Below are 13,864 nucleotides of genomic sequence, written 5' to 3'. Positions count from 1 at the left end.
ACAACACACCGGCCATGCGGAAACGCTGATCGACAGGAACCTTCATCGATGTGCTTCGGGTTGCCGACGCACGATTGAGACTTGCTCATAGGGCCGGCGAAATCGTGTGATGATAGGGTGTTTCCGAACAGCCTTTCTGCGTCGGGCGCGGAAAACGGCCGCATCAAGATCATGACGCCTGCGCCCTAGTTCACACCTTCATCCAATCTGATCTGGTAAAGCCGTTTTCGCATATTCGCGAGATCTTCCTCGTATCGCCGCAACACTTCCTCCAACTGATCCCGATCGCTTTCGGTCATATTGTTGTTGCCAAGTCGCCCAGCGGTCATTTCGATTTCACGCTTGGTCCTCTCATGATCGCGTATTGTTTGTTCAAGGAATTGGATCTCAGCCTCCCGCTCCTGCTCCACTCTTTGCTCTCGCAATTGCTGTTCGAGTTGTTGTTTTTGACTCTCAGCTTGCTGCTCCTCCGTTTCAACTCGCCGACGCTCTTCCTCTAGGCGGGCCTCCACCCTGGTAATCCATTCTGTGGATATACCTTCATAGCTTTTTGGGTTCGTAAGGGCTTCTTCGAGGCACGCTTGCTGTGAAATCGTTGGCAGGCCGGCACAGCCCGCTGCAATGTACAATATTGCCGCGCTTTCCGAGACTTCGTGCTTTTGCAGGAACGCGGAGACATCGCGCCAGGAAGACACTTCCGATAGCGTTTCCGCCGTGGCGCCCTGGCCAAGCACCATGCAGATCCCGAACGCGGCCGCAGCGCTTCTCATTTACCCACCCCTGTCACTATCCGCATGAGTGAAAGCGATCCTTTCGTCCCTATGCCAAACCCACGCATTCTACACTCAGCGTACGGTGTCAGACGGCGAAAGGCGATTGGAAGAAGGAACAAAAAAACAGCCGGCGCACATTCGTGAGCCGGCTGGATTTTGAGGGCAAGGCGATCAACCCCGCATCATGTGGTCACGGCACCTGCCGGTTGATTGCCCGACCGTACGCCGGTCGGCGTTTTCGAAGTGCGGCGCATGTCCTTGCGAATAAATTTCGTGCTGTAGCCATTGAAGATATGGCCCAGAAGTCCGCGGTCGAGATCGGACGTACCGAACAGCCAATCCGAAATCGGGAAGGTCAAATTCATGTTCCGTTCCATCATGATCGATTGGTCGTGATGGGCGGTGTGGTGGCGCCGGATCGTATTCACGAAGGGCATGTTACGGACAAACCAATTCTCTTCCACGTGACAGCAGAAATGCATGAACTCATACAACAGGTACATTCCCGTCGTCGTGGAGATCAGCAACCAGCCGACATTCTCGGTGAAGATCTGCGCCGCGATATAGGCGCCCGGCATCGACATCAGAATGAATACGACCAGGGCGTAGGGTGGGAAGAACGTCACGCGCCAGTCTTGCTGACCGGCAAAGCGCATTTCTTTTTCGGTAAAGAACTGATGGTGCGTCAGGGTATGCCGCGAATAGATCGCGCGCAGTCCGGGGATCCGCAGCGGCCGGTGCATGACATGGCGGTGCAGGAACCATTCGAACAGGTTACACACCATGAAGATGACCGGAACCGTCAACCATTCGAGCGGTTGAACGTTCGAGATGTTTTCGACGTAGATGAAAAACGCGGCGCCGCCGATGATGTAAATGATCGCGACATGCAGCCATCCGTTATACCAACCCGCGATCCGACTGCGGTATTCCGCGCGGAAATCGCGCTGGCGATTTGGCATGTCCGTTGTGTTGAGTTCCATGGCCTTGCCCTTTCATTCGCTTATGAGACCTGTTTCGGATGCGCATGCATCATCGGCAAGCCTCAACATCACCGTGATATATTAGACGTAGATCAGTGAAAAATCAACTCATTCCGGCGGGTTCCCCGCCCGCCTGGGCGGAAGGTGCCTTGTTCGTCCCCTCCCGCTGCTGGAGAGCGAAGATCGACGTGTAACCGCCACTCCAATCGGGTGGGATCAGGTAAGTCCCGCCGGTATGATGAGCATGCCGGGCCGGCGATCCCGCGATAACCGTCTGCTCATAGCGCGATTTCAGCGCATTGGCCGTGTATGGCATCGCATCCGCGGCAGAGACCACGAACAACAGCAGCGGACGACCGCGGTCGGATAAATTGGGGCGCGACCCATGCACCGCCCGGTAGTTGTGGATCGTGATCGACCCCGCCGGTCCGCCGAGTTCCGCAGCCTCACCGATCCGAACCCTGCCCATGTCGGCCGACTGTATGTCGCCGGTCCAGGTCCCGTCCTCGGCGTAATGATCGAAGATCTCTTCCCTGTGACTGCGCGGCACCACCATCAACGGCCCCTGCTCCGCGCCGACATCTTCCAGATAGATCCCCAGCGTCAACACGGCATCATTCGTATGCGGGAAGAAGGGAACGTCCTGGTGCCACTTCACCTCGGCGCCGCCCTTCGGCCATTTGAAGTTCAGTTTCGACTGATAGAATTTCACGTCCGGGCCGAGCACATCCTGCAGCACGCCCACGATCGGCGACTCGGTCAGGAATGACCAATAGACAGGGTCTTCATCGCAAATACTCGAAACACGGCGAAGACGCGGCTCCGCGGACGAATGTCCGGGTTCCAGATCGAAGACCGCATCAGATGCCGTTACCGATCGACTGCGCTCGACCAGCCGGTCGGTGGCCTCGCGCAAACGGCCCAGCCACGTATCGTCGACACAGCGTTCGACGGAAAGAAAGCCGTGCTCGAAATAGGCCTCGCGTTGAGCCTGCGTAAGGGATTTCGGCGGATGGGATAGAATATCTTCCGGTGTCATGGACCTACGGGCAGATGCCCGCCCTCTAGTTGAAGCCGAGAATTTGTTCCGGCAGCCACAGTGCCACTTGCGGGAACGCCATCACGATCGCCAGGGCAATCACCTGAATCACGAGAAATGGCACGACGCCCTTATACATGTGACTGAGTGTGATCTCCGCCGGCGCGATTCCGCGCAGGTAGAAGATCGCCGGTGCCATCGGCGGGGTCAGATAGCTCGATTGGATCATGATCAACAGCAGCATGCAGAACCAGACCGGGTCGAAGAACGCGCCATAGCCGCCCGCGGCCCAGGCCTCCCGGATGAAAGGCATGAAGAGCGGGACGAAGATCAAAAGGATGGAGATCCATTCTAGGAAGAACCCGGCGACGAAAACCATCAGCAGGAAGACGATCAGCAGGACCCAGGGACCGAGTTCGACAGCCTCGATCATGTCCCGCATGACGCCCATGCCGCCGGCGCCGGCGAACACGCCGGTGAAGATGTTCCCGCCCAGCAAAATGAGCATGATCATCGCCGTGACGGTGAGCGTCTTGATAAGCGCTTCCTTGAACATGGTCAGCGAGAACCGACGATAGGCGACCGTCAGAATGAACGCACCGAGGGCACCGAGCGCAGCAGCTTCGGTCGGCGCGGCCCATCCCAGCATGATCGAGCCCAATACCGCCATGATCATCAACAAAGGCGGAATCAACGCCTTCATGGTGATTACCAGCTTGGTCGCCAGGTCCGGGTCGTCATCGGACGGCTCGACCCGCGGCGCCGCCTCAGGCCGCAATAGGCACAGCCCAAGAATATACAGGATATAAAGCGCCGACAGAATTAGACCGGGAAAGATCATACCGACCATGAGATCGCCAATCGAGACATCGGCGATCGGGCCCAGGACGACGACCACGACCGATGGCGGGATGATCGTGCCGAGCGATCCGCCGGCGCAGATCGTTCCGGAGATCAACGACTTGGAATAGTTGTACCGCATCATCGCCGGTATCGCGAGCAAACCGACGACCGTTTCGGTCGCGCCGATCACCCCGGTCGACGCGGCGAAAATGATGCACATCACGATCGTGCCGATGGCCAAACCACCGGGCAGACGCCGTGTCCAAAGATGCACGGCTTCGAAAAGCCGTTCGGCAATACCGGACCGTTCCAGCATCGCGCCCATGAAGACGAACAGGGGGACCGCGGCGAGCACGAAATTCGCCGCGATGTCTTCGACCTTCTGCGTGAATTGGAAGAAACTTGCCCCGCCGAAGGTATAGAGCCCGAAGACGAAGGCAACGGACATCAAGGCGAAGGCAACCGGAAAGCCCAGGAAAATAAGCAGAAACAGGGCTGGAAACATCAACAAGGCTTCCATGGATCAGCCCCTTTCACTGCTCGGAATCGGCCGACCGATCAGGACGGCGACACATTTCAGAATTTCCGCAAAGACCTGCAGAGCCAGCAGGACGAAGCCAAGTGTGAGGACCATCCGGAACGGCCAGATAGGGGGGCTCCAGGCTGATTGCCCTGACAATTCACCGCTCAGGAAGGACCGAAGCGCGTAATCCCACAGCGAGTTGCTGAGCAGGACGATGAAGGGAAAGAACAGCGTGACATAACACACCAGATCGACCGCCGCTTTTCCGCGTGGCGAAAACCTGCTGTACAGCAGGTCGATGCGAATATGCGCGCCCGCCAACAAAGCCAACGACGCGCCGAGAAGAAAATGCGACCCGGTCAAGATATAGCCGAGTTCGTAAGCCCAGATCGTCGGCGCGCCGAACAAATAACGCGAGAAGACTTCATAGGCGGTCGCAAGGATCAGCGGGATGATGATCAGCGCCGTGATGCGGCCCATCCCCCCGACCAATGCTTCGATAAGTCGAACAATTCGTGTCATGCGCAATGCGGCGGGAAAAGCCGTCTCCATCCATCATTTGGTAGACGAAAAGATGCAGGCCATTCGAAATTCAGGCCTGCGGGGCGCACCCGTCCCGGCACCAAGGCCAGGACGGGGCGTTAGGCTGGACAGGTTTAGTCCCGCGTCTTCACGTTGCGATACTTGGACGCGTCGGACCAAAGTTCGGCGAAGGCTTTCTGGCTATCCAGAACCTTGCGGAACCAAGCATTGTCTGCTGCTTTCTCCTCAGCCCATTTCAACCCGGCCTCGCGGGCATTGAACTGAACTTCCTCGTCGAGCTCGATGATCTCGTTGCCCTGGGCCCGGAAGAATTCGAGCGCCTTGGCGTCTTCCTGACCGATGGTCAGCCAGGAATTCATCGTGGTCATGAAAGCCGCGTCCTTGATGAGGGCCTGATCAGCCTCGGACAGTTCATTCCAGGCATCCTTGTTGATCACCAGTTCGAACGGTGCGGTCGGCTGATGAACACCGGGAATGACCACGTATTTCGTTACGCGGTGGAAGCCCGGCGACATGTTTTCCCACAGCGTTCCCCACTCCGTGGCGTCGATCGTTCCACGTTCGAGCGCCGGATAGACATCGCCACCCGGCATGGTCACAGGTGCGGCCCCCATGCCTTGCGAGATTTCCAACCACGCGCCGGCCGTCCGCAATTTCAACCCCTGAAGGTCCTCCAGCGTCCGTACCGGTTTCCGGGAGTGCAGGAACACTTCCGACGTGCGGATGAAGAGCGGCATGGATACGAGGTTGAAGACCTCGTCACGCCATTGGGCCTGCAATTCGGCGCCGCCGTCACGATACAGCCAATGAAGCATGCGTTCGGAGTCGAAGCTGCCCGCAAAGCCGCCGAACAGGACTGCCGTGGCGTCAATGCCCCAATCGTAACCGACCCAGGTGTGACCCATCTGGGCAACGCCCTGCTGAACGGTTTCGGACACTTTCAGGCCCGGGCCCAAGGTACCGGCTGGAAAAACTTCGATCTCGATCCGGCCGTTGGACATTTCGGCCACCTTTTCGGCGAATGCCTTGGCCCCGATATCCATCAGCGGGCCACCACCCCATCCCGTCGCCATCTTGAAGGAATGTTCCTGGGCCATGACGGCACCGGAAAGCCCGATCCCGATAGCGACCGAAGCCGCCATCACGGTATGTTTGATAAATGCCTTGCAGGTCATGAGTTCCTCTCCCTAGTGGTCTCTTGTTTTACTGGACGAAGCAGACGGTCGACCCCGATAGCCTCGTTAGACGCAGCCCAGATTCTTCAGAGCGACATTCACGTCGTCCGTCGTCATTTCCCATTCGTTGTTGAAGTTGGCGACCACGCCTTGCATGAACACGTCTGCGTGCCGGACGGCTTTTTCGCCGTCACCGAAGTGGTCGAAAAGAATGGCAAGGGCTAACTGCAACGGCTCAGGACCTTCATAGCCCCATTCAAAGCCGTTCTCGGAAAACGTCTTGATATTGGTATGCGTATCGAGGGGCGAGGCGTCCACCGTCACCTCGAGTCCGTCAAGGGTCCGATCACCTCGGTATAGTTTCATAACCTCCCCCCGGTTTGTTTCCCAATTTTATTTATTCATCCCGGAATTCTTGAGTGACCGGGCGATACACCTGTCGTTTTTCAGACAAATATGACTGATATATTTACGGTATGTGAAAAAGCTGATGGGCGCAAGCGTCGCGAGCGCCGCCAGACTTTGATTTCGTACAAGGTGCTTGGTTGCTATGGAAAAGAGGTGGCACCCTTAAACGCCGTCAGGCGGCCGGCGCCAGGCCGGCCGGCTAAAAGATCGAGTCGAGGGTCTTCCGTGTGAAAGCTTCCACATAGTCCAGAAGAGCGTCACTCGCCGCGGCAGCCTTTTCTTCCGATCCGGCTTTCACCGCAGCGGCGAGATTAGCGTGCAATCGGGCGCAAAGTGCCAAATCCCCTACTTCTCGATGATGCTGAAACCAGAACCGGCGAGACTGGCCGTGAGTCAGGCCCATGGCGTTTGAAATGAAATCGTTCCGGGACGCGCGGCACAACAAAAGATTCAGCTGACGATCGAGCCGCATGAACTCGATTTCGTCTTCGTCCGACGCCGCCTTTTGCATACCTTTTTCGATAATCCCAAAGGCTTGCCGTTCTGCATCCGATGCGCGCCGTGCCGCCAGCCGCGCCATCAGTCGTTCCAATTCGCGCCGTACTTCCAGTAACCGCATCTGGCGCCGAACATCCAGTTCGCTGACCAGGACCCCCCGACGCGACAGGATGGAAACAAGGCCTTCCCGCGCCAAACGTTGGAGCGCCTCACGAACAGGAGTGCGCCCGATTTCCAACCGGTCCGCCAACGCGGATTCGGACAGGACCTCACCGGGCTGCAGTTCCAGGGTCACGATCATCTCTTCGAGGCGTCGATAAGCCCGCTGCGTCAGGCTTGAGTCGCTATCGGCCTCGACCTCCAAGGCCATCAACAACGCATCGGCGCTATCATTCACTACTTTCGTCATCCCAGCCCGCTGTACGTTTCAATATCTCGCGCATCACCTCCAGATACCCTCCATAGCCCGACAGCGCCAGTCTCCCATGGTCGCAGAGAGGGTTCGGAGCAAGCATCCGACGGCTCGATCTTGCCGTCGACATTGGTATACTGCTTATATATCATAGGTTCAACTCAAGCTGCATCGCGGTCTAAGCAGCAAGAAATCGCGTAGGGGAAGGAACAGATAGTGGACGCCGTTTTTAACGCTATGGGCCTAGACGCCGCGTCCGCATGGCCTGTAATCGGGGTTGCTCTCGGCGGCGGACTTTTGCTGGGGATCGGCGCGACGACAGCGATTGCCGAAATCGCCAGCCGGGCCCGGCATTCGGGACAACCGCTCAGGTTCCCGCTTGCTCTGCTGGCCACCATCGGTCTGGTTTGCATCCTAGCCGTTCTGGGCAGCATCGTGCTGTCGGGAGCGGCAGCACCGGCAATCGTCCTGGCGGGCTTGGGCTTCCTCGGCGGGCCGCCACTTGCCCAAGCAATCGAACGTATGGAGGGGTCGAGGTCGGCCGGACTGGGTGCTTTGGTCGCCGCGGAATGCGCGATCATCTCAGTCGCCGATATCTATCTTCTTTAAAAAGACAGGATTCCCGCAGGGAAAAGCGTATCATCAAGATTGGAATGGAGAATAGGCAATGCCGGTCAAATACAAACTGCTCATCTCGTTCATGGTGGTCATCGCAGCGGCCGTGACCTTCTACTTTCAGTCAAAGGCCGGCGAGGCCGTCACGCCCTGGGTGGCGTTGGGCCTCGGCGCCTTCATGATCTTCTCGATGTGGGTCTTTCCCGAAGAACAGAAAAAGAAGAAGTGACGGCCTCCCTGGGTCGGATCACATCCGGTCCAGGGCTTCCCGGAAAGCGTCGAGCTCCTCGTTCGCCATACGCGCTGCCTTACCGGGACCGGGGAACGTACCTGCGTCGACATCCTCCTTGAACGCCGTCAAAGCCTTGATCTGCTCTGCGCGCAGTTGGGCCCGCAACGACCGTAAATCGGCATAGGCCTTCGCATGGCGCGGAGGCGACTCGAGCTCGCCGCAGATATCGTCCATGAACAGGAAAATCACGTCCCCGACACCACCGCAGCCAATCGAATAGGTTACCAGGGACGTGCGCTCGTTGATCAGGGCGAGGGTTTCCGGCGGCACCAGTTCGACTTCCGCCGCATAGGCACCGGCATTCTCCAAGTCCTTGAAGGTCTGGTACAGTTGCAGGGCTTCGTCGCAGGTCTTGCCGATGGCCCGCAATCCGCCGACCCAGGTGGATTTACGAGGCACGAGGCCGAGATGGCCCTGCACCGGAATTCCCTCACGCGCCAGCATCTCCACCACCTTGAGACCGCGGGGCGTATAGACCGCATCCGCACCGGCGCTGACGGCGCGGATCGCCGCGCCCAGAATCTGGTCCGGCGTTTCATAGGCATCGAAGGGGATCAACGCGGAGATAAACGTTTCCGGTGCCGCGGCGACGGTTTCGGCGACGAAAGTATCCTCAGGCCGAAGTACGTCGATCCCGGCCGCCGCGCCAGTGATGGCGTCTTCGACCTTGAAAACGGTTGTCTCCGTGAACTGACGCTTACCCTTGCCGGCTTGTAGATCCGCAACCGTGACGTTGCGCTTGGCCATCTTGCCGCCGAACGTGAAAATCGTGGGCATGTTCTCTCCCCCTTATTGATACACTGTTAATATATCAATTGAGATAGCAGGTCATGTCCAGTTCCGCCATACCGTCGGCATGCAAGGATGCCGTCAGCCGAAGTCGGCGATGAGTTCGTCGACGGTGGCGACGTCGGCGATCAGCCGCATGGCGTTCAGGGCCGCTTCGTGCTGCTCTTGCGTGGCGGTGGAACAGGCATCGGCGGCAACCGTGACCTCGTAGCCGATATCGGTCGCGTGACGCACCGTACTCTCAACCGTGTAAGCGGTCGATACGCCACAGCAGATCAGCCGGCGAGGCCGATAGAGGAATAGGATCTCGTCCAGATTTGATCCGTAGAAACCATTGTTGCGGCTGTGGGTGACAACCTTTTCCGCACCGGCCGGTTCGAGCCCATCGACGAATTCCACACCCCAGCTGCCTTCCGCCCAGGCTCCGAGTTTGACCCATTGCCGGAAGATGAAATTGTTCTGGATCACCGTGCTCATATCCGCCGGCACAACGAGCTGTATGTGTACGATCGGAACCTGCGCCGCGCGCGCGCCGGCAAAAAGACGCTTGGCGTTTTCCAGCCGTTCCCATCGCCACGCACTGTCGGGGCCGATCCCGATTTTGATCTTTCCGTCGGGATGACAGTTCTCGTTCTGGAAATGGGAAGCGAGGATCACGGTGTCGACGGTCATGGGAGGGGCCTTTCTATGGAACGATCTTGAGGTCGCGGAGTTCGGTGAGCCGGTTGACAATCACCGCCTCGGAATCGGCGAAGACCAGAAAACCGGCCTGTCTGCATTTGAGGGTATCGGCCATGACGTCATGGGTGGTGTGGAACACGTAATCGGCAAACGGCCAGGACACCAGTGCGTCCAGACGATTGGGCTCCAATGCATGTTCCGCCACCAGCCGGTCCCATTCGGCATCGGCGCCGATCATTGTCTCGGCCAGACGAACCGGCCGAACCGGCCCGGGGGCCAGGTCCATCGCCTGCGCGATCGCGGGCCATAAATGTCGCCATCGGAAGAAATCGCCATTGGTGATGTTGAACACCTCGCCACCCGCTCGTGGGTCCGAACCGGCCCATTCCACCGCGCGCGCAAGCAGCCCGGCATCCGTCGCCTGATAGACAGCGTCGAAGGCGGCTTCCGGCCCTGGAAAGGTCAGCGCTTCTCCGCGGGCACGGCACAGGGCGCCATAAACCGCGAGCACGGCCGCGAGGTTCAGCGGCGAACGCCGCGCCGGTCCGATCACCACATGCGGGCGCAGCACGCTCCAGGTCCAGCCGAGCCTTGCCGATCTGGCGAGGAGATCATCCTCCTGGTCGTAATAGAAGTGCGGCTGCGGGATGCGGGGATCGCTCTCCTTGGCCGGTGTCTTGAAGGGGCCGAGATGGCTGCCGTAGGCCTTCATCCCTTGCAGCAGCGTGACATGCCTAAGGTCCGGGCAATGGCGCTCGGCGAAATCCATCGCGGCTGTAAACAGACGCGCGTTCGGCGCGTTCTGCGCCTGCCATCCCGGCGCATCGACATAGGCGCAATAAACGACATGCGTCACTGTGGACAACAGCGCCTTGTCACACTGCGTATCGGTCCCAGTCAAATCGACCGGCAATGCGGTCACATTTCCGGCCACCGGCGATTCGGGCTTGCGCGCCGCGGCGATCACCGAGACATCGTCGCGCCCGGCAAGACGTTTGACGACCGCACCGCCGATCACGCCGCTGGCGCCGACGACCAGAACGGTAGACCCCTTGGGATAGGTGGCGATGGCCGGTTCGATCATGAAAGCTTTCCCGATTTGCCGTCCAGTTGGACTGCCTTCCAGAGTGGAAGGCCGCCGATCAGGCTATTGGGCGGATCTATGACGATCAACGCGCGTTTCGCGCACAACTTCGCTCTCCCGCGGGGCATAATCAGCGCGCCGTCCTCTCCGGTCTCGGGCGCCGCGGTGACGCTTTCCACACGGCCGCAAATTAGAATACACTTATCAGACGCAGGAACAGAAACCTGTACATCGCCGCTGGGCGGAAAACCTGACTGGGCCACGGAGAATGTCCGAAGACACACCGCTCGAATCCGTTCTGAAGGAAAGCCCGGCCGGCGTAAGCATCATAAGCCGGCACCGGTTCGAGCGCCTGTTCGTCAATGACAGAATGTTGGAAATGCTCGGTATCGTCGGGTGCGAAGACACGCCTGGAATTGACACCTTCGTGCATCAATCCGACTACGATTGGGTGATGGAACAGCTTGCCGACAACGCGGTCGTCGACAACATCGAGTTCGAACGGCGCCGCGTCGACAACGGTCACATCTGGTGGTCATCGATGCATGCGCGCCCGACCGTGTTCGACGGCAAGGAAGCCGCGATCATTTGGCTGTTCGACATCACAAAACTGAAACTGCTCGAACAGAATTTCCGCGAGCTTGTCTACACCCAGGCCGACTGGACCTGGGAAATGGACGCCCAATACAATTTCACCAGTTTGTCCGAAGACTTCTTTCGTACCACCGGCTATACCCGTTCGGAAATCATCGGCCGCAATGTCGCTGACTGGGTCAGCGAAAGAGGCGCGACGAACTTCGACCAGTTCCTGGAGTTGTTGTACAAGCGCGAGCGTGTTCGAAATTTCGAGTTCGAGCGTAAGGACAAATCGGGCTCGCAATGGATCCGGGTGAACGCAACTCCGATCTGGACGGGAGGTGAGTTCACGGGATATCGCGGCGCGTCGACCGATATCACCGAGCTGCGTAACGCCCAACAGCAACTAGTAGCGGCTGAACGCCTCGCCGGTCTAGGAGAGCTGGTGGCCGGCGTAGCCCACGAAATCAACACACCGATCGGCGTGGGGATCACCGCATCGACGCTGCTTTCGGGGGTGATAGAGAAAATACGCAAGCCGGAAGCACGCGTTGACGAAGCCTATCTCGAAAAGCAGCTCCAAATCATTGCGGACAGCGCCGAGATCCTGACCAAGAACCTGCTCCGAGCCGGAGACCTGATCCGAAACTTCAAACAGGTCGCCGTCGACCAGGCAAGCGACGCCAGACGGGAGTTTAACGTTTACGCCTATCTCGCCGATGTCATCCACAGTCTGTCGCCCAAGCTGAGCAAGAGCCGACACAAGGTGAACCTTACCGGCGATGAAGACATTGTTGTGAATTCCTACCCGGGCGCCTTGGCTCAAGTCCTGTCGAACCTGCTGGAAAATTCACTGGTTCACGGTTTTTCGGACGACCGGGCCGGAGAAATAGATATCCACATAAATCGGACATCGAAAACCAATATCCACATCCTCTACACAGACAACGGCGTCGGACTTGACGAACAGGTCAAGGAGAAGATCTTCCAGCCCTTCTTTACGACACGTCGTAACACCGGCGGCAGCGGCCTGGGCATGTTCATCGTATATCAACTCGTCACCGAGAAACTCGGGGGACGTATCAAGATAGACAATGCCGAACCGAATGGATTCTTTGCCGAAATCTCGATCCCTTCGGCTTAGAACGTGCCGATCCTGCAGCCCCTGCCAAAGTCGCCCCCGCAATCCAACAAAATCATTAGTACTTTTTGGAAGGAATTCGGTATATTAGGAAAACAAGATCAAGATTGAAGCATCCCGGACCGATGCTTCCGTGTCGAACAGAACGATACAGGTAGGCATTGCGCGGGATGAGTGCTGTTTCAGACAATTGGAAGGTCCTGATTGTCGACGACGAGACATCAGTCCACACGATAACCCAACTTGCCTTGGCGGACTTTGAGTTTGAGGGCAAGGGCGTCGAATTGATCAGTTCGTACTCGGCTGAGGAAGCAAAACAGCAAATCGCCGCCAATGAGGACACTGCAATCGCCTTGATCGACGTCGTCATGGAAACCAGCGGCGCGGGACTGAACCTGATCGACTACATTCGCAATGACCTGTCGAACAAGCGGGTTCGCCTTATTCTACGCACCGGACAGCCTGGTTATGCGCCTGAAATGGAAGTCGTGAAATCCTACGACATCAATGATTACCGCGAAAAAACGGAACTGACGGCCGAACGGCTCCTGACCACGGTCTATTCAGCGCTGCGCTCCTTCCGGGACATCGTCGGGATGGAAAAACTGTTGGACGAACTGAACGTCGCAAAGGTCTCCGCGGAATCCGCGAACCAGGCCAAGACGGCCTTCCTCGCCACCGCGAGCCACGAGCTACGCACCCCCTTGAACGCAATCATGGGGATGTCGGAGATGATACACGGCGAAGCCTTCGGGCCGATCGGAAACGAGAAATACAAGGAATACGCCTGGAATATCGTCAAGAGCGGGGAAAATCTGCTCGCCGTGGTGCAGAACATACTAGATATGGCGCATGGAACGGTGAGCGCGCTGCCGCTGAACGAGGAAGAGGTGAATATCGGCGAACTCGTCAAGGATACGCTGCTGAACCTGAACCTCATCAACGAGAAGAAAAGTTCCAAGCTCAACCCGAAAACAAGTTCCCTGACGCTCCTCGCCGACAGGATCGCCGTTCAAAGGATGCTGATCATCCTGCTGTCGAATGCCGTCAAGTTTTCAACCGAGAAACTGAACATCAACGTTCTGGTTCGAATGAACGAAAACGCTGAAGTAGAGCTCTGCGTAACCGATGACGGAAGAGGGTTTTCGACACTCGACTTGGACAAACTCACGACCCCGTTCTCCGGGACGGAACAATCGACAATCGCGGACGGCAGCGGCTTGGGCCTGGGTTTAAGCGTCGCACGCGAACTGATCGAGCGGCATGGCGGTCACCTCAAGATCCGCAACCGCGCGGAAGGTGGCGCCGACGCCTGCCTCATCTTCCCGAAAGAGCGTGTTTTGTAACCGCCGACCTATTGCGCCAGCCCCTGGCCCGCACCACTTCTCGCCGAGCGGCTCGTATTGATGACAACGTCCGCACGGCAGGACCGCGATTCCGGGTCAGGGCAACCTCCACGTCCCAAATATCCGCCCCCCGACGACGACCT

At 58.1% G+C, this 13,864-nt stretch carries 15 protein-coding genes; 4 read left to right on the top strand and 11 right to left on the bottom strand.

The window, feature by feature from the left end; all coding sequences use genetic code 11:
- Positions 1-185: 185 nt before the first annotated feature.
- From ACQK2G_RS03955 to ACQK2G_RS03920, 8 genes are all read right to left on the bottom strand, one after another.
- Positions 186-770 (bottom strand): hypothetical protein, encoded by a 585-nt coding sequence (locus ACQK2G_RS03955; RefSeq protein WP_425403723.1) that lies wholly within the window; start codon positions 768-770, stop codon positions 186-188.
- 185 nt (positions 771-955) lie between these two features.
- Positions 956-1,756, bottom strand: coding sequence for a sterol desaturase family protein (locus tag ACQK2G_RS03950; protein ID WP_425403722.1), 801 nt, complete (start codon positions 1,754-1,756; stop codon positions 956-958).
- 103 nt (positions 1,757-1,859) lie between these two features.
- On the bottom strand, positions 1,860-2,795 hold the full coding sequence (locus tag ACQK2G_RS03945; protein WP_425403721.1) for a phytanoyl-CoA dioxygenase family protein: 936 nt from the start codon (positions 2,793-2,795) through the stop codon (positions 1,860-1,862).
- A gap of 25 nt (positions 2,796-2,820) precedes the next feature.
- Positions 2,821-4,158 carry a TRAP transporter large permease gene (locus ACQK2G_RS03940; protein WP_425403720.1) on the bottom strand — a complete coding sequence of 446 codons (1,338 nt, stop codon included), beginning with the start codon at positions 4,156-4,158 and terminating at the stop codon, positions 2,821-2,823.
- Between the two features lie 3 nt (positions 4,159-4,161).
- Positions 4,162-4,683: a TRAP transporter small permease subunit gene (locus tag ACQK2G_RS03935; protein WP_425403719.1), complete on the bottom strand. Its 522-nt coding sequence runs from the start codon at positions 4,681-4,683 to the stop codon at positions 4,162-4,164.
- A 134-nt stretch (positions 4,684-4,817) separates the two neighbouring features.
- A complete protein-coding gene (gene dctP / locus ACQK2G_RS03930) occupies positions 4,818-5,879 on the bottom strand; it encodes a TRAP transporter substrate-binding protein DctP (RefSeq protein ID WP_425403718.1) in 1,062 nt (353 codons plus the stop codon).
- A gap of 66 nt (positions 5,880-5,945) precedes the next feature.
- Positions 5,946-6,245 carry a DUF6166 domain-containing protein gene (locus ACQK2G_RS03925; RefSeq protein WP_425403717.1) on the bottom strand — a complete coding sequence of 100 codons (300 nt, stop codon included), beginning with the start codon at positions 6,243-6,245 and terminating at the stop codon, positions 5,946-5,948.
- A gap of 241 nt (positions 6,246-6,486) precedes the next feature.
- Positions 6,487-7,182: a GntR family transcriptional regulator gene (locus tag ACQK2G_RS03920; RefSeq protein WP_425403716.1), complete on the bottom strand. Its 696-nt coding sequence runs from the start codon at positions 7,180-7,182 to the stop codon at positions 6,487-6,489.
- Positions 7,183-7,413: 231 nt separating this feature from the next.
- Between ACQK2G_RS03920 and ACQK2G_RS03915 the strand changes: the two genes are divergently transcribed.
- Together ACQK2G_RS03915 and ACQK2G_RS03910 are read left to right on the top strand one after the other, a co-directional pair.
- Complete coding sequence (locus ACQK2G_RS03915; RefSeq protein ID WP_425403715.1) at positions 7,414-7,806, top strand: hypothetical protein; 393 nt, start codon at positions 7,414-7,416, stop codon at positions 7,804-7,806.
- 58 nt (positions 7,807-7,864) lie between these two features.
- Complete coding sequence (locus ACQK2G_RS03910; RefSeq protein WP_425403714.1) at positions 7,865-8,041, top strand: hypothetical protein; 177 nt, start codon at positions 7,865-7,867, stop codon at positions 8,039-8,041.
- An 18-nt stretch (positions 8,042-8,059) separates the two neighbouring features.
- On the opposite strand, the gene ACQK2G_RS03905 is transcribed toward ACQK2G_RS03910, so the two are convergent.
- From ACQK2G_RS03905 to ACQK2G_RS03895, 3 genes are all read right to left on the bottom strand, one after another.
- Positions 8,060-8,881, bottom strand: coding sequence for a 3-methyl-2-oxobutanoate hydroxymethyltransferase (locus ACQK2G_RS03905; protein ID WP_425403713.1), 822 nt, complete (start codon positions 8,879-8,881; stop codon positions 8,060-8,062).
- A 93-nt stretch (positions 8,882-8,974) separates the two neighbouring features.
- Positions 8,975-9,565 carry a cysteine hydrolase family protein gene (locus ACQK2G_RS03900; RefSeq protein ID WP_425403712.1) on the bottom strand — a complete coding sequence of 197 codons (591 nt, stop codon included), beginning with the start codon at positions 9,563-9,565 and terminating at the stop codon, positions 8,975-8,977.
- A 13-nt stretch (positions 9,566-9,578) separates the two neighbouring features.
- Positions 9,579-10,658, bottom strand: a complete 1,080-nt coding sequence (locus tag ACQK2G_RS03895) for an SDR family oxidoreductase (RefSeq protein WP_425403711.1) — start codon at positions 10,656-10,658, stop codon at positions 9,579-9,581.
- A 268-nt stretch (positions 10,659-10,926) separates the two neighbouring features.
- Here ACQK2G_RS03895 and ACQK2G_RS03890 point away from each other — a divergent pair, with 268 nt between their 5' ends.
- Both ACQK2G_RS03890 and ACQK2G_RS03885 read left to right on the top strand, forming a co-directional pair.
- Positions 10,927-12,378, top strand: a complete 1,452-nt coding sequence (locus tag ACQK2G_RS03890) for a PAS domain-containing sensor histidine kinase (protein ID WP_425403710.1) — start codon at positions 10,927-10,929, stop codon at positions 12,376-12,378.
- 167 nt (positions 12,379-12,545) lie between these two features.
- Positions 12,546-13,721, top strand: a complete 1,176-nt coding sequence (locus ACQK2G_RS03885) for an ATP-binding response regulator (RefSeq protein ID WP_425403709.1) — start codon at positions 12,546-12,548, stop codon at positions 13,719-13,721.
- Positions 13,722-13,864: the final 143 nt, after the last annotated feature.

The sequence above is a fragment of the Hwanghaeella sp. genome, from assembly GCF_965227365.1.
Taxonomy (GTDB): domain Bacteria; phylum Pseudomonadota; class Alphaproteobacteria; order UBA8366; family Aestuariispiraceae; genus Hwanghaeella.
This window is presented reverse-complemented; position numbering and strand designations above follow the sequence as displayed.